The 19,694-nt window shown below is 68.7% G+C and carries 16 protein-coding genes; 7 read left to right on the top strand and 9 right to left on the bottom strand.

Going from position 1 to position 19,694, the window contains the following annotated elements:
* Positions 1-365: 365 nt before the first annotated feature.
* Positions 366-1,535, top strand: a complete 1,170-nt coding sequence (locus tag VK682_RS19905; RefSeq protein WP_324782447.1) for an acyltransferase family protein — start codon at positions 366-368, stop codon at positions 1,533-1,535.
* Here the strand turns inward: VK682_RS19905 and VK682_RS19900 are convergent.
* Positions 1,520-1,996, bottom strand: a complete 477-nt coding sequence (locus tag VK682_RS19900) for a hypothetical protein (RefSeq protein ID WP_230794496.1) — start codon at positions 1,994-1,996, stop codon at positions 1,520-1,522. The genes VK682_RS19905 and VK682_RS19900 overlap by 16 nt on opposite strands.
* Positions 1,997-2,079: 83 nt before the next feature.
* Here VK682_RS19900 and moaA point away from each other — a divergent pair, with 83 nt between their 5' ends.
* On the top strand, positions 2,080-3,084 hold the full coding sequence (moaA, locus tag VK682_RS19895; protein WP_230794495.1) for a GTP 3',8-cyclase MoaA: 1,005 nt from the start codon (positions 2,080-2,082) through the stop codon (positions 3,082-3,084).
* A gap of 75 nt (positions 3,085-3,159) precedes the next feature.
* On the opposite strand, the gene VK682_RS19890 is transcribed toward moaA, so the two are convergent.
* From VK682_RS19890 to VK682_RS19880, 3 genes are all read right to left on the bottom strand, one after another.
* Positions 3,160-5,139 carry an OmpA family protein gene (locus tag VK682_RS19890; protein WP_230794494.1) on the bottom strand — a complete coding sequence of 660 codons (1,980 nt, stop codon included), beginning with the start codon at positions 5,137-5,139 and terminating at the stop codon, positions 3,160-3,162.
* Between the two features lie 67 nt (positions 5,140-5,206).
* Positions 5,207-6,475, bottom strand: a complete 1,269-nt coding sequence (locus tag VK682_RS19885; RefSeq protein WP_230794493.1) for a vWA domain-containing protein — start codon at positions 6,473-6,475, stop codon at positions 5,207-5,209.
* Between the two features lie 84 nt (positions 6,476-6,559).
* Complete coding sequence (locus VK682_RS19880; protein ID WP_324782446.1) at positions 6,560-7,468, bottom strand: AAA family ATPase; 909 nt, start codon at positions 7,466-7,468, stop codon at positions 6,560-6,562.
* A 166-nt stretch (positions 7,469-7,634) separates the two neighbouring features.
* On the opposite strand from VK682_RS19880, the gene VK682_RS19875 reads away from it, so the two are divergent.
* From VK682_RS19875 to VK682_RS19860, 4 genes are read left to right on the top strand one after another with little or no spacing between them, the layout of a single operon-like run.
* Entirely contained in the window at positions 7,635-8,681 is a 1,047-nt protein-coding gene (locus tag VK682_RS19875) for a glycosyltransferase family 2 protein (protein WP_230794491.1), read from the top strand.
* The gene (locus VK682_RS19870) at positions 8,678-9,310 is read left to right on the top strand and encodes a sulfotransferase family protein (RefSeq protein ID WP_230794490.1); all 633 of its coding nucleotides are present in this window, start codon (positions 8,678-8,680) and stop codon (positions 9,308-9,310) included. The genes VK682_RS19875 and VK682_RS19870 overlap by 4 nt, the downstream gene beginning before the upstream one ends.
* Positions 9,307-11,586 carry a glycosyltransferase family 2 protein gene (locus tag VK682_RS19865; RefSeq protein ID WP_230794489.1) on the top strand — a complete coding sequence of 760 codons (2,280 nt, stop codon included), beginning with the start codon at positions 9,307-9,309 and terminating at the stop codon, positions 11,584-11,586. Before VK682_RS19870 ends, VK682_RS19865 begins: the two co-directional genes overlap by 4 nt.
* Positions 11,587-11,589: 3 nt before the next feature.
* Positions 11,590-12,285: an FkbM family methyltransferase gene (locus VK682_RS19860; protein WP_230794488.1), complete on the top strand. Its 696-nt coding sequence runs from the start codon at positions 11,590-11,592 to the stop codon at positions 12,283-12,285.
* 250 nt (positions 12,286-12,535) lie between these two features.
* Here VK682_RS19860 and VK682_RS19855 read toward each other — a convergent pair whose 3' ends face one another.
* The 5 genes from VK682_RS19855 to VK682_RS19835 all read right to left on the bottom strand — a co-directional run bounded on the left by VK682_RS19855 (position 12,536) and on the right by VK682_RS19835 (position 18,217).
* On the bottom strand, positions 12,536-13,699 hold the full coding sequence (locus VK682_RS19855) for a M20 aminoacylase family protein (RefSeq protein ID WP_324782445.1): 1,164 nt from the start codon (positions 13,697-13,699) through the stop codon (positions 12,536-12,538).
* 89 nt (positions 13,700-13,788) lie between these two features.
* Positions 13,789-15,132, bottom strand: a complete 1,344-nt coding sequence (locus tag VK682_RS19850) for an NAD(P)/FAD-dependent oxidoreductase (RefSeq protein ID WP_230794487.1) — start codon at positions 15,130-15,132, stop codon at positions 13,789-13,791.
* Positions 15,129-16,292: an acetylornithine deacetylase gene (argE, locus tag VK682_RS19845; RefSeq protein ID WP_324782444.1), complete on the bottom strand. Its 1,164-nt coding sequence runs from the start codon at positions 16,290-16,292 to the stop codon at positions 15,129-15,131. Before argE ends, VK682_RS19850 begins: the two co-directional genes overlap by 4 nt.
* A gap of 140 nt (positions 16,293-16,432) precedes the next feature.
* Positions 16,433-17,722: a DUF3422 family protein gene (locus VK682_RS19840; protein WP_324782443.1), complete on the bottom strand. Its 1,290-nt coding sequence runs from the start codon at positions 17,720-17,722 to the stop codon at positions 16,433-16,435.
* Positions 17,723-17,824: 102 nt separating this feature from the next.
* A complete protein-coding gene (locus VK682_RS19835) occupies positions 17,825-18,217 on the bottom strand; it encodes a DUF6314 family protein (RefSeq protein WP_324782442.1) in 393 nt (130 codons plus the stop codon).
* A gap of 138 nt (positions 18,218-18,355) precedes the next feature.
* Between VK682_RS19835 and purB the strand changes: the two genes are divergently transcribed.
* Positions 18,356-19,660 carry an adenylosuccinate lyase gene (gene purB, locus VK682_RS19830; protein ID WP_324782441.1) on the top strand — a complete coding sequence of 435 codons (1,305 nt, stop codon included), beginning with the start codon at positions 18,356-18,358 and terminating at the stop codon, positions 19,658-19,660.
* Positions 19,661-19,694: the final 34 nt, after the last annotated feature.

Raw genomic sequence — 19,694 nt, 5'->3', positions numbered from 1 at the left:
CGGCGGTGGCCAAGGGCACCGATGTGGACCAGCCGCGCAACCTTGCCAAATCGGTGACGGTCGAATGACCCGCAGGCGGGGGCGGTCCGCGCCCCCGCCACGCCCGGTGCCAAAAGCCCTGTCGCAGCAATTCCCCGCAAAATTCCGCAAAGCGCGCGTATTTCGCCTTATTCTGCGCGCAGCCTGATCGGCGCAGACCACCTTTCCGGTCTGCGCGACACGGGACGGGGGATCTTGCATGACCCGGAAGACCCNAATTCCCCGCAAAATTCCGCAAAGCGCGCGTATTTCGCCTTATTCTGCGCGCAGCCTGATCGGCGCAGACCACCTTTCCGGTCTGCGCGACACGGGACGGGGGATCTTGCATGACCCGGAAGACCCAGCTGCACCAGCGCATCGCCTATTTTGAATCCCTGCGCGGGCTCGGCGCCACATCCATCGTGCTCTACCATCTGGGCGGAGACACGGTGTTCATCGACAACAACCTTGTGAACAACGGCTGGATGATGCTGGATTTCTTCTTCATCCTCTCCGGCTGCGTCATTTCCTTTGCCTTCCTGCCGCAGATGGACCGGCCCGGCGGGGTGGTGCATTTCCTGTGGGGGCGGTTCCTGCGGGTCTATCCGCTGCATATCGTCATGCTGCTGGTCTTTGTCGGGCTGGAACTGGTGAAATATGCGGGCACCCAGTATGCGGGCATCGCCGCCGATACGCCCGCCTTTGCCGAAAACAACCTGAACAGTTTCCTGCACAACGTCTTTCTGACCAATGTGCTGATGCTGGACCACATGACATGGAACAAGCCCAGCTGGTCGGTGGCCGCCGAATTCTGGGCCTACGGGCTGTTTGCGCTGGCGGCTTACGCGCTGCGCGGGCACAGGCCGCTGTTCCTCGGGGTCTGTGCGCTGATCGCGGCGGGGGCCTTCGCCTATCTGACCCAGCACACGATGGACAGCGCCTATGGCATGGCGCGCTGTCTGTGGGGGTTCTTTCTGGGGGTGCTGCTGGCGGCGCTTCTCGACAGCGGGCGGGTGCGCCTGTCGGTGCCGATGCTGCATGTGGTCTGCATCTGCGTCGCGGCGATCCTGCTGACCGGACCATGGCCGCATGACCATGGCTGGAGCGTGCTCTTCACCTCGGTCTATTTCATGCTGCTGCTGGCGCTCTTCGCCTCGCCCGAGGACACGGTGGTCAAGCGCGTGCTCAGCCATCCGTTCCTTGTCCGGCTGGGCACGGTCAGCTTCGGCATCTACCTGATCCATTCCGCCGTGTGGTGGGTGCTGGCACAGGCGGTGCGGGTGGTGGTCAAGCTGGTGCCCGGGCTGGTGCAGCCGGGGCAGGACGCGCTGGAAAGCGCGCTTGTGTCCAATGTGCTGCTGCTGATCGGCCTGCCGCTGATCTATCTGCTGGCCGAACTCAGCTACCGCTGGTTCGAGAAGCCGATCTACGACCTGCGCTTCCGCCAGCCGCGCTGGGTGGCCGAGCTTGACCGCCGGGCAGAGGCGCAGGTGACGCCGCCTCAGCCGCCCGCGTAAACCTCGACCGTGGGCAGGTCGGTCAGGTCGGCGCCAAGCACCCGCATCGCCGACAGCGAGATGCGGCTGCCGCCCGAGGCGGGCCCGTCGATGGGCCGCAGATCGACCCGCGCCCATTTGTTGGTGCCCGGATGCAGCACGCGGCCCGTGGCGGGGGCGCTGACCAGCGGCGTCTCCAGCCAGAACCCCGGCTGCGACGGATCCCCCAGCGAGGCGACGGTGCTGCCCAGCATGTCGCCCTGCACCGAAGGCGCGGCACTGGCGGCGCTGCGGTCCTCGGCACTGGCGGTGTCGAACTGGTCGGCGGTGCGGGCTCCCGCTGCCGGGGCGGGCGCTTCGGGCCGCGCCTCGGGGCGCGGTGCGGTGGTCACGGCGGCACTGTCCTGCTGCGGACCCGTGTCAAAGGGCAGCTGGCTGCAGGCCGACAGAAGAAGGGCGGTGGGGACAAGAAACGCTTTCATGCCGCAACCCTAGGACCATTGTCCCAAGCTGACAATGCGCAGATGGCTTGTGACGCGGCGGGAACGCGCCTACATTCCCTGACATGACCCCGCTCATAGACCCCTTCCTTCGCCCGATTTCCTACCTGCGCGTTTCCGTGACGGACCGGTGCGATTTCCGCTGTGTCTACTGCATGTCGGAAAACATGACCTTTCTGCCCAAGAAAGACCTGCTGACGCTGGAAGAGCTGGACCGGCTCTGTTCCAGCTTCGTGCGGCTTGGCGTGGAAAAACTGCGCATCACCGGGGGCGAGCCTCTGGTGCGGCGCGACATCATGACGTTTTTCCGCGCCATGACCCGGCATCTGGACAGCGGCGCGCTGAAGGAGCTGACCGTCACCACCAATGGCTCGCAGCTGGAACGCTTCGCGCAGCCGCTTTGGGATGCGGGCGTGCGGCGGATCAATGTCTCGCTCGATACGCTGGACGAAAAGAAATTCGCCGACATCACCCGCTGGGGCCGTCTGCCGCAGGTGCTGCGCGGCATCGACGCGGCGCAGGCGGCGGGCCTGCGGGTCAAGCTGAACGCCGTCGCGCTGAAGGGCTTCAACGAGGACGAGCTGTTCAGCATGACCGAATGGTGCGCCAGCCGGAACATCGACCTGACATGGATCGAGGTCATGCCCATGGGCGACATCGGCAACGAGGACCGGCTGGGGCAATACTGGCCGCTGAAGGATCTGCGCGCCACGCTGGGCCGGCAGTATTCGCTTACCGATCTGGCAGAGCGCACGGGCGGGCCTGCGCGGTATGTCCGGCTGGAAGAGACCGGGCAGAAGATCGGCTTCATCACCCCGCTCACCCATAATTTCTGCGAAAGCTGCAACCGGGTGCGGCTGACCTGCACCGGCGAGCTGTTCATGTGTCTGGGGCAGGAAGACAATGCCGACCTGCGCGCGCCGCTGCGCAACCATCCCGGCAGCGATGACGTGCTGGAACAGACGATCCGCGACGCCATCGCCCGCAAGCCCAAGGGCCATGATTTCGACTATTCGCGGCAGGCCGTCGATGGCCGCGTCTCCCGCCACATGAGCCATACCGGCGGCTGATCCGCAGCGCCTGTCCCGGACAGCAGAACGCCCCCGCAGAGGCTGCGGGGGCGTTTTTCTGTGCTATGCTGGCGGTCAGCTGCGCGGCTGCAGCAGCGGGGTGATGCGGCGCACGGCGGCGCGGCGGTTGGCGCGTTCATCCGCCTGCGTTTCCACCGCCAGATCGCTTTCGCCATAGCCCTGCAGCACCATGTTTTCCGGCGGCACGTCGAAATATTCGCTCAGCGCCAGCGCCACGGATTCGGCGCGCCGGTCCGACAGCGCAAGGTTATAGGCCTCGCCGCCGGTGGCATCGGTATGGCCTTCGATCAGGAACACCTCGCCGGGGTTCTGCAGGATGATCTCGCGCATGGCATTGCCCAGCGACACCAGCGCCTGCGCTTCCTCGGGACGGATCGCGGCGGAGTTGGTGGCGAACTGCACCGTGTCCACCGAAATCTCGGGCACCAGATGGCGCACGCGGTCGATGTTGCGGATCTGGTTCAGCGAGAAGCTGCGCCCGGCATCCTGCCCCTGACGGGTGGCAAGAGCTGCGGCCAGATCCTGTTCCTGCACGTCGCGGAAATTGATCCGGGCAGGTTCATCCGTCTGCTGCGGCAGATCCGAGATCACCACTTCGCGCTGCTCTGCCGTGTCGTCGAACAGCAGCACCTCCTGCCCGTCCGGCAGCACCCGGCTGCGGCGCAGCACGCGGCCATCGGCGGCCTTGATGGTTTCGACCACGGTGCCATCGTCATAGGTGACGACGCTGCGGGTCGAGCCGTCATCATAGCGATAGGTCTGCACGTCCGAACCCGGCTGGCGCAGCAGCACGTCGTCATTGCGCAGCACGCGATACTGGCCGTTCTGTTCCACCACCACGCGGTCGCCGGTGTTCTGCACAACCCGTTCGTCATCGTTGAGGATCTGGCTCAGCGCCAGCGTGCCCAGACCAAGGATCGCGGCCGCCTCGAAATTCGACAGCCCGTCCTCGTCGTCGTCATCATCGTCGTCGTCTTCGCTGCGGGCCTGCGGATTGGCCTGCAGACGGGTGGCGAAATCCTCGGCAGAGCTGCGGACATCGGCCTCGGTCAGCGATTCCTCGACCATTTCGGCCTCGCCCAGACCCAGCGCTGCGGCAGCGGCAGCAAGCGCACCGGTGGCGGTCTGCTGCGCGGACTCAGCCTGACGCGCGTCCTTGTCTTCGTCGGATTCAGCCTCGGCCTCAGCCTGCTCGGCCTCGTCCTGCGCGTCGGGGGCGGGCTGCTCTGCGGTCTCTTCGGTCTCTTCCGGCGTCTCGGGGCTGGCGGGCTGTTCCGCAGTCTCTTCGGCTTCGGTGTTCTGGGTCGCGGGGGCCTGTTCCGGGGCGGCCTGCTGCTCGGGCGTGTCCTCAGCCTCGGGCTGCTCTGCGGTCTCCTGCTCTGCCTCTGGGGCGGGCTGCTCCGCCGTCTCCTGCTCCGCCTCGGGGCTGGCGGTGTCTTCGGCAGTGCCCTCAGCTTCGGTCTCAGCCGCCTCGGGCGCATTCTCTGCCTCGGGGACGGCGATTTCCGGAGCGGGCGCTTCGGTGGGTGCGGCGTCCGGTGCCGCCTCGGGGGCGGGCTGCTCTGCGGTCACTTCGGGCGCGGCCTCCTCTGCGGGTGCCTGCGCGTCCGGGGTCGCCTGCTGCCCGGGGGCAACCTCGACCTCCGCCTCCGCCTCGGCCTCCGCGTCAGCGGCGGGCGCCTCCTGCTCCGGCGTCTCGGGCGTCGCCTGCACCTCGTCGCGGGTGGCGGCGTCGTCCTTCATCTCGCGCAGATCCTCGACCGCCTCGCTTTCGCTGTCGGGGGCGTCCTGTGCTGCGGCATCCGGGAGCGCGTCGGCGGGCGTGGCCGCCTCCCCTTCCACCGCCTCCCCTGCGGGCAGACCCTCGGGCGCGGCAGTGCCTTCGGCGGCGGCGCGGCAGGCTTCGGGATCCTGCGCTTCGGCACAGGCGCTGAGTTCCGGGGCGGCCTGCTCGGCCTGCTGGGCCGCGACGGGCAGCGTCAGACTGGCGGCCAGCGCAAGGGCTGTGGTGGATTTCAGAAAACGCAGCGTCATGGCATCATCCTTATGGTTCCCCGCGCGGACGCGGTTTGCTTCTAAACGCGGCAGATGCGGAAAAAGTTCACTTCTCCCCGGGGGCAGTCTCGATCATGCGCAGCAGCCGGTCGCGGTCGCCATGGTCATCGGGACGCGACAGCGCCTGCGCCAGATCCTCCAGCGAGGCGATGGAATGGCCCGCACGGAAGCTGTCCACATGCGGCAGCATGGCGCGGATGCCCGCCGCCTTCGGCGCGAAGCCGTCCCAGCGCAGCAGCGGGTTGAGCCAGATCAGACGGCGCGAGGAGAGGTGCAGCCGCTCCATCTCGCGCGAGAGGGCCCCGGCATCGTCGCGGTCAAGCCCGTCGGTGATCAGCAGAACCACCGCGCCCTGCCCGGTCACCCGGCGCGACCAGTCCCGGTTGAAGCCGTGCAGGCATTGCCCGATGCGGGTGCCGCCCTTCCAGTCCTGCGCCTCTGACCCTGCCGCCCTCAGCGCCGCGTCGACATCGCGGGCGCGCAGGTGGCGGGTGATGTTGGTCAGCCGCGTGCCGAAGGTGAAGGCATGCACCTTGGCCCAGCCCTGCCCCTTCTGGTTGGCGACGGCATGCAGGAAATGCAGCACCATGCGGGAATATTGCGCCATGCTGCCCGAGATGTCGCAGAGCACTACCAGATTGGGCCAGCGCGGACGCGGGCGCAGACGGGCAAGCCCGCGCACCTCGCCGCCCTGCCGCAGCGCCGCGCGCAGGGTGCGGCGCGCATCGATGCGCGGCCCATGCGGGCTGGGTTTGCCCCGGCGCGAGGCGATGGGGGTGACCGGCAGGCTCAGCCGGGCCAGCATGCGCTTGGCCTGCGCGATCTCCTCGGTGGACATCTGTTCGAAATCGAGGGTCTTCAGCCGTTCCTCGGTCGAAAGGGTAAAGGCGCTGTCCACCTCGATGCGGGTGGCGCCCTCGTCCTCGGGGTCGGGCATCTGCGGCAGGCTGTCGCCCAGAAGCGCCTGTGCCGCGCGCTTTTCGGCGGATTGCGCCGGTTTTTCCTCCTGCACGCCACGGACCGAGGGCAGCAGCAGCGACATCATGTGTTCAAGATAGCGCGGATCGCGCCAGTAGAGCCGGAACACCTGCGCAAAGACCACCCGATGTTCGGGGCGGCTGACGAAACAGGCGTGCAGCGTCCAGTAGAAATCCATCCGGTCGGTGAAGCCTGCCGCCTCCACCGCGCGCACCGCGTCGATCGCCCGCCCCGACCCCACCGGCAGCCCGGCCCGGCGCAGGGCGCGGGCGAAATGCAGGATGTTCTGGGCAAGCCGGGGCTGGTCCGGCAGGGAAAGCGGGGCGTAATCGGGCATGGGCTGTGCCTTTGGGCTGGGGCCGGACCGGGGGCGCTGCCCCCGGACCCCCGGGATATTTCTGGCCGAAGGAAGGGGCGCGGGTCAGGTCGGGACGGGCATGGCGCGGGCCTGTTCCAGCAGGCGCTTCGCCTCGGAGCCCTGAATGCGGGCAATGTCATCCTGATATTTGAGGATCGCCCCCAGCGTGTCGGAGATCACCTGCGGCGACAGGTCGATCACGTCGAGCGCCAGCAGGCATTTGGCCCAGTCGATGGTTTCGGCCACGCCCGGTTTCTTGAAGATGTCCTCGGTGCGCAGCGCCTGCACGAAGCCGACGATCTGGCGGCTGAGCGTGTCGGCCAGTCCCGGCGCGCGGGTCTGCAGGATGTCGAGTTCGCGGTCAAAATCCGGGTAATCGACCCAGTGATACAGGCAGCGACGTTTCAGCGCGTCATGCACCTCGCGCGTGCGGTTGGAGGTCAGGATGACGATGGGGGGCTCGGGGGCCGTGATCGTGCCAAGCTCGGGGATGGTCACCTGAAAATCCGACAGCGCCTCCAGCAGGAAGGCCTCGAAGGGTTCGTCGGTGCGGTCAAGCTCGTCGATCAGCAGCACCGGGGCGCCGGCGGGATCGGGGCGCATGGCCTGCAGCAGCGGGCGTTCGATCAGAAAGTCGGGGCCGAACAGATCCTGCTGCAGCGCCTTGCGGTCGGGGGTGCCCTGCGCCTCGGCGGTGCGGATGGCGATCATCTGCGCGGCGAAGTTCCATTCATAGACGGCGGTGCTGGCGTCGAGCCCTTCGTAGCATTGCAGCCGGATCAGGCGGCGGCCCAGCGTCAGGGCCAGCGCGCGGGCGATCTCGGTCTTGCCGGTGCCTGCCTCGCCTTCCAGAAACAGCGGGCGGCCAAGGCGCAGCGCCAGAAACACCACCGTGGCCAAGGGCCGGGCGCAGACATAGCCGGTTGAGGCCAGTCGGGTCACGACCTCGTCGATGGATGCGGGGTTCTGCATGGCGGTCCTCCTCTGTCTTTGTTGCTGCCCGCCTGCCGCGCCCCGGTCAAGTGGGCTTTGGTCGCGGATCCGCCGCCGCGTTGACGCGCGGCGCCGCCGGTGCCATGCTGGCCCCGAGGCGCAAGGGCCCCCAAGGGGGCCCCTTCAGGCGGGCACGGGAACGGTCATGAGCAGCAGGGGCGGCGCGCCGCGCGTGACCGCGGTGACATGCGTGAAAAACGAAGGCCCCTTCCTGCTGGAATGGGTGGCCTTTCACCGGCTGATCGGCGTCACCGATTTTCTGATCTATTCCAACGACTGCGACGATGGCACCGAGCCGCTGCTGGACGCGCTGGCGCCTTGGGGCGTGGTGCATCTGCCCAATCCCGCCCGGGGCCGCAGCTATCAGATGGAGGCGCTGCGCCATGCCGCGCGGCAGGAGGTGGTGCGGGGCGCCGACTGGGTCTGGATCGCGGATGTGGACGAGTTTCTGAACATCCATGCGCCGGGTCATGACATCGCGGCACTGATTGCCGCCTGCGGCGACGTGATGGCGATTTCCGTCAGCTTCCAGTTCTTTGCCAATGACGGGATCGGGGCCTTTTCCGATGCCCCGGTGATCGGGCAGTTTTCCCGCTCGCACAATCCGGATCTGTGGGGGGCGGAAACGGCGATCGAGGTCAAGACACTGGTGCGGCGCGATTTTCCGCTATGGTATTACGGCGCCCACCGGCCGTTTTTCCGCACCGGGCTGCCCGGCGAGGAGCGGCCGCGCTGGTGTGACGGATCGGGGCGCGCGGTGCCGGAGGTGTTCCGCGATGCGGCCTCCCCCCGCTGGCGGCTGCGGGTTCCGGCGGCAGGGGCGCGGCAGCTCGCGACGCTCAACCATTACGCGCTGCGTTCGCTGGACAGCTATCTGGTGAAATCCGACCGGGGCGACGTGAACCGCGCGGGCCGGGTCTTTGCCGAAGACTACTGGCAGGAGCGCAACGATCCCGCATGGCAGGATCTGTCGATCCAGCGCCATCTGCCCGCCCTGACCGCAGCGCTTGCCAAGATGAAGGCCGATCCCCGGCTGGGGCCGTGCCATGCCGCCTGCGTCGCGGCCCATCGCGCCACGATCGCGGCACTGGCCGCCGATCCCGCCACCGCGGCCCTGCGCGCGCGTCTCTCAGCCCTGCCCGCCCTGCCCCCCGGCGAGGCTGAACTGCGCGCCGAGCTGGGGCTGGCATGACGGTGCGGGTCATCAACCTTGGCCTGCCCAAAAGCGGCACGACCACGCTGGCGGTGGCGCTGGAGAAGGCGGGCTGGCGCGTGGCGGATTACCGGCTGCGGCGCGGCAAATGCCCCGATCCCGACATCGCGGGCAGTTTCGTGGCGCGGCAGCTTTATGACGGCTATTTCGGCGCGGGCGATCCGCTGCTCCGGCTGCAGGGCTTTGACGCGCTGTCAGAGATCTCGGTGCTGACGCGGCGGCTCAACCTGTGGCCGCAGACCGATTTCGGCCTGATCGAGGCGCTGCGCATCCGCCACCCGGATCTGCGCTTTGTCGCCTCGATGCGCGATCCGGGTGAGATGGCGCAGTCCATGCTGCGCTGGTCCGATCTGGGCACCGACCGGCTGCCGCAGGGCTCGGTGCCGGGCCTGCCGCGCGGCTATGGCGAAACCCGGCTGGAGCGCGCGCAGTGGATCGCGGCGCATCATGCCTTCCTGCACCGGATGTTTGCCGGGGATCCCCGGTTTCTGGCCTATGACACAAGCGATCCCACCGCCCCCGCGCGCCTTGGGGCCCATCTGGGCCTCAGCCTGCCGTGGTGGGGCACGGCCAACAGCAACCGCCAGACAGCATCGGGACGCGCATGAGGATCGTTCTGCAGATCGGGCCGGACAGGGCCACGGGCGACCGGCTGGCCCGCGTTCTGGCCGAGGCGCAGGAGGCGCTGCGCGCGGCGGGCGCGCTGCTGCCCCGCGACCACGGCCCGCGCGGGGCGGCGCGGCTTGCCATGGCGGCCAGCGATCCGCAGCGGATCGACCGGCTGCGGGTGCAGCAGGGCTTTGGCGCGCCCGAGGCCCAGGCGGCGCTGCGCCAGCAGATCGCGCGCCAGCTGCAGGAAGAGGTGGCGCAGCACCGGCCCGATCTGCTGATCCTGTCGGCCCCGCAGCTGGGATCGGGGCTCTGCTCGCGCGCCGAGCTGCAGAGCCTGCGCGATCTGCTGCGGCCCCTGTCGGATGACATTCACGTGCTGGCGCATCTTGATGATCCCGCGCGGCTGCTGGCACGGCACTACGCGGCGCAGCTGGTGGCGGGGCGCAGCACGTCGCTGGCGCAGGATCTGGCGCTTTGTGCCGTGCCCGACTGGTGGCAGGCGGCGCTGGCGGGCCGCCCCGCCGCCGATCCGCTGGCAGGACGCTTCCCCGAGGTGGAGGGTGCGCCGTTCTGGCTGGATTTCGCCCGGCTGGAGGCGGAATGGCAGGCGGTGTTCGGCGCGGACCGGGTGCGGTTCTGCAGCACTGATCCGCACCGGCTTTACGGACCTGATGCCTTGGCGGAGATCGGCGCGGCCTTCGGTCTTCGCCTGACCGGGCGCAGCAGGCCGGAGCCGCTGCCGGAAGCCCCCGCCGAAGCATGGCTGACGCGCTGCCGCCTGATGAACGACGCGCTGCAGCGCCATCAGGCACGCCATGGCCAGAGCCTGCCGCCGCCGCTCTGGCACAGCCTGCTGACCGAGATCCGGGTGGCGGGCCCGGCGCTGGCCCCCGGTGCGCTGCATGCCGTGTCGGCGCGCTTTGCGCCCGACATTGCCGCGCTCTGTGCCCGCCATGCCGGGCTTGACGCCGCGCGCATGTCCCCCGATCCGGCGCTGCCCGACTGGCAGGAGGCGGATCCGCTCTACGGCTTTCGCGCCACACAATATCTGATGGCCTTCGCGCCAAGGCTCGGGCAGGCAGGCCCGCCGCCCGCCGCCAGAAGCGCGCTGCCGCCCGAGGCGCAGCAGGCGCTGGAGCGGCTGGCCGGAACCCCCTTTGCCCCGCATAACCGGCTCGGCACCTGCGACGAGACGGCAGAGGCGCCCGCCTATTCCGCCGTGCCGCGCCCGCCCCGGCCCGACGCCACGGCGGCGCGGGTGATCGTCGGCTGCATGAAGAACGAGGCGCCCTATATCGTCGAATGGGTCGCCTATCACCGCGCCATCGGCTTCGACAGCTTCCTGATCTACAGCAATGACTGCGAGGATGGCACGGCGCAGATCCTTGACCGGCTGCAGGCCATGGGGGTGCTGCAGCATCGCGACAACAGCGCATGGCAGGGCAAATCCCCGCAGCAGCACGCGCTGGATCAGGCGCGCGACGAGCCGCTGCTGCGGCAGGCGGGCTGGATCGCCCATATCGACGTGGACGAATTCATCAACCTGCGCTGCGGCAACGGCACGCTTAACGATCTTTTCGCGCGCCTGCCTGCGGAAACCACCCATGTGGCAATGACGTGGCGGCTGTTCGGTCATGGCGGCGTCACCGATCTGTCCGGCGATCCGGTGATCGCGCAGTTCACTGACTGCGCCCCCGCCTATTGCCCCAAGCCGCATATCGCATGGGGGTTCAAGACGCTGTCCCGCACCACCGGCGCCTATGCCAAGCTGTCCTGCCACCGCCCCACCAAGCTGGATCCGGATCAGGCCGCACAGGTGCGCTGGGTGAACGGATCGGGCGCGGACATGACCGGGGAGGTGCTGCACCGGGGCTGGCGCAATTCCCGCCGCTCCATCGGCTATGATCTGGTGCAGCTCAACCATTACGCGCTGCGCTCCGCCGACAGTTTCCTGATCAAGCGGCAGCGCGGGCGCGCCCTGCATGTGGACCGCGACATCGGGCTGAACTACTGGATCCGCATGGACTGGTCCGGCGCGCGCGACGTCACCATCCGCCGCAACCTGCCCCGGCTCCGGGCCGAAATGGCGCGGCTGCTGGCCGATCCCGTACTTGCGCGCTGGCACGCGCACGGGCTTGACTGGCACCGCGCCCGCGCCGCCGAACTGCGCGGCCTCCCCGATTTTGCCCGCCTGCGCGCACAGGCGCTGGCGCTGCGCCTGACCCCCACCGAACGGGCGGCCTACGCGCTCTCCCTCGACATGGAAAGCTGAGCGATGGACCCCGCCGCCCCCCGCAGCCCCTTCCTGCGCTCGCGCGGGCTGCTGATCCCCAAACATCCGCAGATCACCACGGGCCGCCTGCGCGCCGCCCTGCGCAGCGACAGTTACGAGCGCAAGGAATGCGATGCCGTCGCCCGCGTGGTGCAGGAGGGCGACGTGGTTCTGGAACTGGGCGGCGGCATCGGCTACATGTCGACGCTGCTGTCGGTGACCCGCCGCGTGGCCCGCGTCACCAGCTACGAGGCCAATCCGGCCCTGATCCCCTATATCCGCTCGGTGCATGCCGCCAATGGCGTGACCAATGTCGATCTGCACAACGCGCTCCTGTCGCCGGAGCCGGGCCCGCCGGTGGCCTTCCATGTGCGGCGCAACCTGCTCGCCTCCTCCATGGACCGCGACAGCGATCCCGACAGCATCACCCGGACCGTGCAGGTGCCGCGCCAGCCGCTGGCCAAGGTGCTGGCCCAAATGTGCCCCACGGTGCTGGTCTGCGACATCGAAGGCGCCGAGGCGGATCTGCTGCCCGCGGGCGACTGGTCCGGGCTGCGGGTGGCGGTGATCGAACTGCACCCGCAATGGATCGGTCAGGCCGGGGTGCAGGCGGTGTTCGACGCGATGCACCGCGCCGGGCTCAGCTATTACCCCAAGGCGTCAGAGGCGAAGGTGGTGACTTTCCGCAAAGGCTGGTAAGGCGCCGCACCCCGACGCACCCAACAAAGGCCGCCGCCCGCGCCCCACGGCAGGACGCCTGACGCCGGACCCGCATGGAGAGACCAACCTGCCCGCGCGGCCCACCCCTCGCTCCCCGCATGCGACTCCCAAAGCGGATGCACAGCCCTGAGCGGGCGGCGCTTCTTCTTGGCCTAAATATCCCGGGGGTGAATTGGCCGCAGGCCAAGAGGGGGCAGAGCCCCCTCCTGCCGCATGGCCCTTGCCGCGCTCAGGCGGCGGGCATGCGCCGTTCGACGATCTCCGCCCACCATGAACAGCCGGCGGGGATGGCCTCGTCGTTGAAATTATAGGCGGGGTGATGCACCGGGGCGGTGTCGCCGTTGCCCACAAGGATATAGGCGCCGGGACGTTCCTCCAGCATGAAGGCGAAATCCTCGCCGCCCATCACCAGCGGCGCCTCGGCGCAGTCGCCGGACACGGCCCGCGCCACCTCGGCGGCAAAGTCGGTCTGCTCGTCATGGTTCACCATGACCGGATAGTTGCGGGTATATTCCACCTCGGCCTCTGTCCGCAGCGCCGTTGCCATGCCGGTGCAGATCTCGGCGATCCGGGTCTCCGCCAGATCGCGGTTCTCGGGGGACAGCGTGCGCACCGTGCCGCGCAGCGTCACCGACTGCGGAATGACGTTGAACGCCTTGGACGAGGTCTCGAACGAGGTGACCGAGACCACGATCTGGCTCACCGGATCGGCGTTGCGGCTGGCGATGGTCTGCAGGGCCGTGACGATCTGCGCTGCGGCCACGGTGGGGTCCACCGTCTCGTGCGGCTTGGCGGCATGGCCGCCACGCCCGGTGATCTTGACCTCGAACACGTCCGTTGCGGCAAAGAACGGCCCCGGACGGATGGCGAACTGCCCCAGCGGCACACCCGGCCAGTTGTGCATGCCGTAGACTTCCTGAATGCCCCAGCGCGCCATCAGCCCGTCCTCGCACATCTCGCGCCCGCCGCCGCCGCCTTCTTCGGCGGGCTGGAAGATCACCACCGCCGTGCCGTCGAAATTCCGCGTCTCGGCCAGATATTTCGCCGCCCCCAGCAGCATGGCGGTATGGCCGTCATGGCCGCAGGCATGCATTGCCCCCGGCGTCTTGGAGGCGTAATCCAGCCCGGTTTCTTCAAGGATCGACAGCGCGTCCATGTCGGCGCGCAGGCCGATGACCCGGCCCGAGCCCTGCGCGCGGCCCTTGATCACGCCCACCACGCCGGTGCGCCCGATGCCTTCCACCACCTCGTCACAGCCAAAGGCCCGCAGCCGTTCTGCCACCAGCCCCGCCGTGCGATGGGTGTCGAACAGGATCTCGGGATGCTCGTGCAGATCCCGCCGCCAGGCGGTGATCTCTGTCTGCAGTTCGGCAAAGCGGTTCTTCACGGGCATGTCGGTCTCCTTGGATCATGATGCGCGCGACCCTGCCACCGGCTGCGGCGGCCCGCAACCCGCCCGCCCGGCGCCGCTGCGTCAGGCGGCTAGAGGTTCGGCCCGGGCACAAGTTTTGACCCGTCGCTGAAACGCGACAGGCGGAACCGGGCCAGATCATGCCCCGGTGCGTTGTCCTGCACCATATCTGCCACCACCCGGCCAAAGCCCGGCCCTATGCCGAACCCATGGCCGCACATGCCGGTGGCGACGATGAGCCCGGGCAGGGCCGCGACGTGATCCACCACCGGCACCACATCGGGCAGCACGTCGATCATCCCCGCCCATGACGCCGCCAGCGCCACCTCGCCCATCTGCGGGAACTGCGCGGCAAAGGCGGCGCGGGTCGCCTCGACCTTGGCGGCGGCGGGCTCGGGCGACAGGATGCGCATCCGCTCGAACGGGGTCTGCTCCTCGTCGCGCCAGCGCCGGGGCGTGCCGAACGCATCGGGATAGCCGCGCGGCGCGGGCGCGCGCAGATGCACGTCGAACTCGCCCTTCAGCGCCAGCGGCAGGTAATGGCGCATGTGACGCAGCGTGTCCGGCCCCAGCATCAGCTCCGACCAGCCCGAAGGCGCCAGCGTATAGCCGCCATCGGCACGCGGGCGGAAGGCGAGCCGGTCATCCACCGCCGCCAGCGGCACCGCCTGCGGCAGCGGCCCCGTCGCCATGGCGGTCGAGCGCACCGACAGCTGCGGCAGATCCACACCATGGCGGCGCAGGAACAGCGAGGACCACGCGCCCCCCGCCAGCACGACCCGGGGCGCGCGCACCCGCCCCGCCTCTGTCACCACGCCCGCCACCTGCCCTGCGGCAATATCGAGCCCGCGCACCGCACAGCCTTCACGGATCGTGACCCCTTCGGCCACGGCCAGCCGCGCCAGTTCCGGCACGGCGGTCCATGGTTCGCCCTTCATGTCGGTGGGGGTGTGCAGCATGCCGCACCACGGGCTGTCCGCCGCCCCGGTCAGCGCCGCCGTCTCGGCCCGGTCCAGCAGGCGCGAGCTGACGCCAAGCGGCTTTGCCTCCTCCAGCCAGCTGCCGAAGGCGGCCATGTCCTTGTCGCTGCGCGCCAGATAGCCCACGCCCACGGTGCGCAGCCCCAGCCGCCCGCCGCACTCGGCCTCCAGCGCGGACCAGAGCCGCTGCGCCTCCAGCGCCACGGGGATCTCGGCCATGTCCCGGCCTTGCACCCGGATCCAGCCCCAGTTGCGCGAGCTTTGCTCTGCCGCCACCCGGCCCTTTTCCAGCACCAGCACCCGCAGCCCGGCCCGTGCCGCATAAAGTGCCGTGCAGATGCCGATGACGCCCGCGCCGATCACCACCAGATCACAGGCCTCTGGCAGCGCTGCCTCGTGTTCGCGCGGGATCACGTCCTGAAACGGAAAGCTCATGCCAGCTGCTCCAGGAGCCGCTCCATGAACTGCTGCCCGGCTTCCAGCTGCGCGATCTCCAGATATTCGTCGGGCTGGTGGGCGATGCCGATATCGCCCGGACCGCAGACCACCACATCATAGCCGCCCGCCTGAAAATGGCTGGCCTCGGTGCCGTAGCTGACATGGCGGATGGCATTGTCGCCGGTGATGCGCCGCACCAGTTCTTCGGCGGCATTGCCCGGGGCCGGGGCAAAGGTCGGCAGATGGAAGGTGTCGCGCAGCTCGATCCGGGCGGCGGGCTGCACCGCCTGCATCTGCGCCTGCAATTCGGCCACCTTCGCCTCCAGCCGGGCGCGCCAGTCCGCAGCATCCTCGCCCGGCACCACGCGGAACCCCAGCGTGAACACGCAGTCCTTGGCGGTGATGTTTTGCGCCGTGCCGCCGCGGATCTGGCCCACATGCACATTGGTCCAGGGCGGATCGAACAGCACCGCCAGCGGCCCCGGCGGCAGGGCGGCGTTTTCGGCATTCACCGCATTGCACCACTCGATAAGCTTGGCGCCCCACATGATCGCCGACACGCCGCGTTCAAGGATCGAGGAATGCACCTCCACCCCATGCACATGCACCTCGAAGCTGATGCCGCCCTTATGCGCCGTGACCGGGCGCAGCAGCGTGGGCTCGCCCACGATCACCGCACTGGCCTGCGGCAGCGCCGCCATTGCCGCCACCAGATCCGGCGCGCCGGTGCAGCCGATCTCTTCGTCATAGCTCAGCGCCAGCTGCAGCGGGCGGGTCACGCCGCGCGCCCGTGCCTCGACCATGGCCCAGATCGCCAGCGCGTCGAAGCCCTTCATGTCGGTGGTGCCGCGCCCGTAAAGCCGCCCGTCGCGTTCGGTCATCACGAAGGGATCGCTGGACCAGACCTGCCCCGCCACCGGCACCACATCGGTATGGCCCGACAGAACCACGCCCCCCGGCACCTCCGGCCCGACATGGGCAAAAAGAGCGGCCTTCAGATCGGGCTCGGAGGGCTTGGCTGTGCGCTCTGCGGCAATGCCATGCGCGGCCAGATAGCCCTCGACCCAGTCGATCAGATCAAGATTGCTGCCGGTGCTGACAGTGGGAAAGGTCACGAGCTGCGCAAGGATCTCGCGCGGGGAAAGGCGGGAAGTCATGGGGCATCCTTCGGTCATCTGCCCTGACCTAGCCCTGCCCGCGCGCCGATCACAAGCCCCCAAGGGGCCGGCGCCACCCCCCGGCGCCACCGCCGCCCGTTTGGCGCGCAGCGGCGCAGCATCCGGCGCGCAGGGCCCGGTCAGCCCTGCCGTTCCACCCGGTGCCGGATCCGGTGCACCATCACCCAGACCGCCAGCACCACCGGTGCCACCGCCAGCGCCGTCAGCATCCCCTTGGACATGCCCAGAAAATCCGCGACCGGATACAAAAGGTAGCCCACCAGCGACAGCGCGTAATAGCTGATCGCCACCACCGACAGCCCCTCCACCGTGGTCTGCAGCCGCAGCTGCAGATCGGCGCGGCGGTCCATGCTGGCCAGAATTTCCTGATTCTGCGCCGAGCGTTTCACCTCCACCCGGGTGCGCAGCAGCTCGCCCGCCCGCATCGCCCGGGCCGACATCGCCTCCAGCCGCTTCTCCGCGCTTTTCACCGTGCGCATGGCCGGATCAAAGCGCCGCGCCATGAATTCGCGGAAACTCTGCCGCCCCTCGAAGCGCTCCTCGCGCAGCACCGCGATGCGCCCGGTCACCAGCGCCTCATAGGCCGCGGTGGCCGACAGCCGGAACGCGGTCTGCGCCGACAGCGTCTCCAGTTCCGAACTCACCCGCAGCAGCGCCTGCAGCGTCTCCTCCTCGGGGGCGGTGCCATGGGTCATCTCGGTCATCAGATGGGTCAGCTGCGCGTCGATCTCGGTCAACCGGGCACCGATGGCGCTGACCCGGGTGAAGCCCAGCATCGACATGGTCTTGTAGACCTCGATCTCGCAGATGCGCTGCACCACGCGCCCCACCCGGCGCGCGCCCACGCCGTCGCTGACAAAGACCGCAAAACGCTGGTGCCCGGCCGGATCGATGCGGAAATCCCCGGCCACCACCAGCGCGTCATCCAGCATCCGGCTTACCGCCACGCTGTCCGCCACCAGCCAGTCTTCCAGATCGGCATTGATCCGCGCCGCCTCTGGCCGCGGCACCACCCGGATCAGGGCCGAAGTCACCCGGACCCCCGACGCCTCCGCCAGCCAGTCCTCGGGAAAGACGCCAAAATCCGCCGGATCAAAGGGCCGCGCCCCCAGCCCGGGCAGAAAGGCGGTATAGGTGACAAACTCGGTATGCTGCTCCCATTTCACCACCGCCTGCCCGATCTGCCCGGAATAATGCGTGGCGCCGGGCTGGGGATGCGGCGCGCCATGCCGGTCCAGCAGCGCGCGCAGATGCGCCAGATCCTGCGCCCGGTCGCGCGAGGCGGCATCGCGCTCCTTCTTGATCGCCAGATAGACCGCGCGGCAGGGCACGCCCAGCGACGGAAAGGGCCGCGCATGCAGCTCGTTCGCCAGCTGGTAACGCAAGGGGTGATCGTCGATCGGGGGCATGGTCCGGCTCCGCTGTGTCGCAGCAGACTAACCAGACAGGCAGGATAAATACATCATGTTTTTCATGCGATTACAAGAATACCACCGCATACCGGACCGGGCTCAGCCCCGCGCGTAGCGCGACAGCATCTCGTAATCCTTGCGCGGCCCGCCGACCCGCCAGCGCGCCGTCCAGACCGGCCAGAGCGCAAACTCGTACCACACGTCATACTGGTCGGGATCGCACCAATGCGCCGCGTGCCCGCCCTCGGGCGGCACCTGATGGAAATACCGCCCGTCCTCGAAGCGCACCACCAGATCCTCCCCCCAGAGGTAGCGCCGTTCGGCCCGGAACCGGCCCTGCGGCAGGATCAGCTCGCCCGCCTCCTCGCAGACCGCCCCCGCCCCGTCCCGGCGCCAGACCGCGCGCCCCTCGAACCGCGCGCTGCTGCCATCGCCATGGCGGATGTCACGGTCAAGCCGCCACTCTCCCAGAAATGCCTCCAGCCCGTGCACCGTCCTGCCCTTCTTCTGACCAAAAATATCCCGGGGGTCCGGGGGCAGCGCCCCCGGCCTGCCGCCGGACCCTTGCCGCGACGGCCCCCAAGCCCTATGACGCGCGCAAACCCCACGCAAGCCATCCGAGGACCGCCCATGATCCCCCGTTATGCCCGCCCCGAAATGACCGCGATCTGGGATCCCGCCACCAAGTTCCGCATCTGGTATGAGATCGAGGCGCATGCCTGCGACGCGCAGGCCGATCTGGGCGTCATCCCCCGCGCCAATGCCGAGGCGGTCTGGAAAGCCCGCGACGTGGAGTTCGACGTGGCCCGCATCGACGAGATCGAGGCCGTGACCAAACATGACGTCATCGCCTTCCTGACCCATCTCGCCGAACATGTGGGCTCCGACGAGGCGCGCTTCGTGCATCAGGGCATGACCAGTTCGGACGTGCTCGACACCTGCCTGAACGTGCAGCTGGTGCGCGCCGCCGACATCCTGCTTGCCGACATGGACAAGCTGCTCGCCGCGCTCAAGAGCCGCGCCTATGAACACAAGGACACGGTGCGCGTGGGCCGCAGCCACGGCATCCATGCCGAGCCCACCACCATGGGGCTCACCTTCGCGCGCTTCTATGCCGAAATGGACCGCAACAAGGCCCGGCTCGAGCGTGCCCGCGAAGAAATCGCGACCGGCGCCATCTCGGGCGCCGTCGGCACCTTCGCCAATATCGACCCGGCGGTCGAGGAGCATGTCTGCAAGATGCTGGGCCTCACCCCCGAGCCGATCAGCACGCAGGTCATCCCGCGCGACCGCCACGCCATGTTCTTCGCCACGCTGGGCGTCATCGCCTCGAGCATCGAGAACGTCGCCATCGAGATCCGCCACATGCAGCGCACCGAGGTGCTGGAAGGCGCCGAATTCTTCTCCATGGGGCAGAAGGGCTCTTCGGCCATGCCGCACAAGAAGAACCCGGTGCTGACCGAAAACCTGACCGGCCTTGCCCGGCTGGTGCGGATGACGGTGATCCCGGCCATGGAGAACGTGGCGCTCTGGCACGAGCGCGACATCTCGCACAGCTCGGTGGAACGCGGCATCGCGCCGGACGCGACGATCACGCTCGATTTTGCGCTGAACCGTCTCGCCGGGGTGGTCGAGAAGATGATCATCTATCCGCAGAACATGCTCGACAACATGAACAAGTTCCCCGGTCTCGTGATGTCGCAGCGGGTGCTCCTGGCGCTGACACAGGCAGGCGTCAGCCGCGAGGATGCCTATTCCATGGTCCAGCGCAACGCGCTCAAGGTCTGGGAAGAACGTCTCGATTTCCGCGAGCTGCTGCTGGCGGACGAGGAGGTGGTGGCGGCGCTTGGCGTCGACGGCATCAACGAGAAGTTCGACATGGGCTATCACACCAAACATGTGGACACGATCTTCGCCCGCGTCTTCGGCGGCTGAGGGCGCGGGGGGCTCTGCCCCCGCGGCCGCAGGC

The sequence above is a fragment of the Salipiger marinus genome, from assembly GCF_035481585.1.
Classification (GTDB): domain Bacteria; phylum Pseudomonadota; class Alphaproteobacteria; order Rhodobacterales; family Rhodobacteraceae; genus Salipiger; species Salipiger marinus.
The sequence above is the reverse complement of the archived record's forward strand: the minus strand, read 5'-3'. Positions and strand labels throughout refer to the sequence as shown.

Excerpts from the sequence above, each read along its gene's own strand:
- VK682_RS19840 (WP_324782443.1), bottom strand. The coding sequence starts at position 17,722 with ATGCCCCCGATCGACGATCACCCCTTGCGTTACCAGCTGGCGAACGAG.
- VK682_RS19890 (WP_230794494.1), bottom strand. The coding sequence starts at position 5,139 with ATGACGCTGCGTTTTCTGAAATCCACCACAGCCCTTGCGCTGGCCGCC.
- VK682_RS19870 (WP_230794490.1), top strand. The coding sequence starts at position 8,678 with ATGACGGTGCGGGTCATCAACCTTGGCCTGCCCAAAAGCGGCACGACC.
- VK682_RS19875 (WP_230794491.1), top strand. The coding sequence starts at position 7,635 with ATGAGCAGCAGGGGCGGCGCGCCGCGCGTGACCGCGGTGACATGCGTG.
- VK682_RS19850 (WP_230794487.1), bottom strand. The coding sequence starts at position 15,132 with ATGAGCTTTCCGTTTCAGGACGTGATCCCGCGCGAACACGAGGCAGCG.
- VK682_RS19885 (WP_230794493.1), bottom strand. The coding sequence starts at position 6,475 with ATGCCCGATTACGCCCCGCTTTCCCTGCCGGACCAGCCCCGGCTTGCC.
- VK682_RS19905 (WP_324782447.1), top strand. The coding sequence starts at position 366 with ATGACCCGGAAGACCCAGCTGCACCAGCGCATCGCCTATTTTGAATCC.
- VK682_RS19855 (WP_324782445.1), bottom strand. The coding sequence starts at position 13,699 with ATGCCCGTGAAGAACCGCTTTGCCGAACTGCAGACAGAGATCACCGCC.
- moaA (WP_230794495.1), top strand. The coding sequence starts at position 2,080 with ATGACCCCGCTCATAGACCCCTTCCTTCGCCCGATTTCCTACCTGCGC.
- VK682_RS19860 (WP_230794488.1), top strand. The coding sequence starts at position 11,590 with ATGGACCCCGCCGCCCCCCGCAGCCCCTTCCTGCGCTCGCGCGGGCTG.
- argE (WP_324782444.1), bottom strand. The coding sequence starts at position 16,292 with ATGACTTCCCGCCTTTCCCCGCGCGAGATCCTTGCGCAGCTCGTGACC.
- VK682_RS19865 (WP_230794489.1), top strand. The coding sequence starts at position 9,307 with ATGAGGATCGTTCTGCAGATCGGGCCGGACAGGGCCACGGGCGACCGG.
- VK682_RS19880 (WP_324782446.1), bottom strand. The coding sequence starts at position 7,468 with ATGCAGAACCCCGCATCCATCGACGAGGTCGTGACCCGACTGGCCTCA.
- VK682_RS19900 (WP_230794496.1), bottom strand. The coding sequence starts at position 1,996 with ATGAAAGCGTTTCTTGTCCCCACCGCCCTTCTTCTGTCGGCCTGCAGC.
- purB (WP_324782441.1), top strand. The coding sequence starts at position 18,356 with ATGATCCCCCGTTATGCCCGCCCCGAAATGACCGCGATCTGGGATCCC.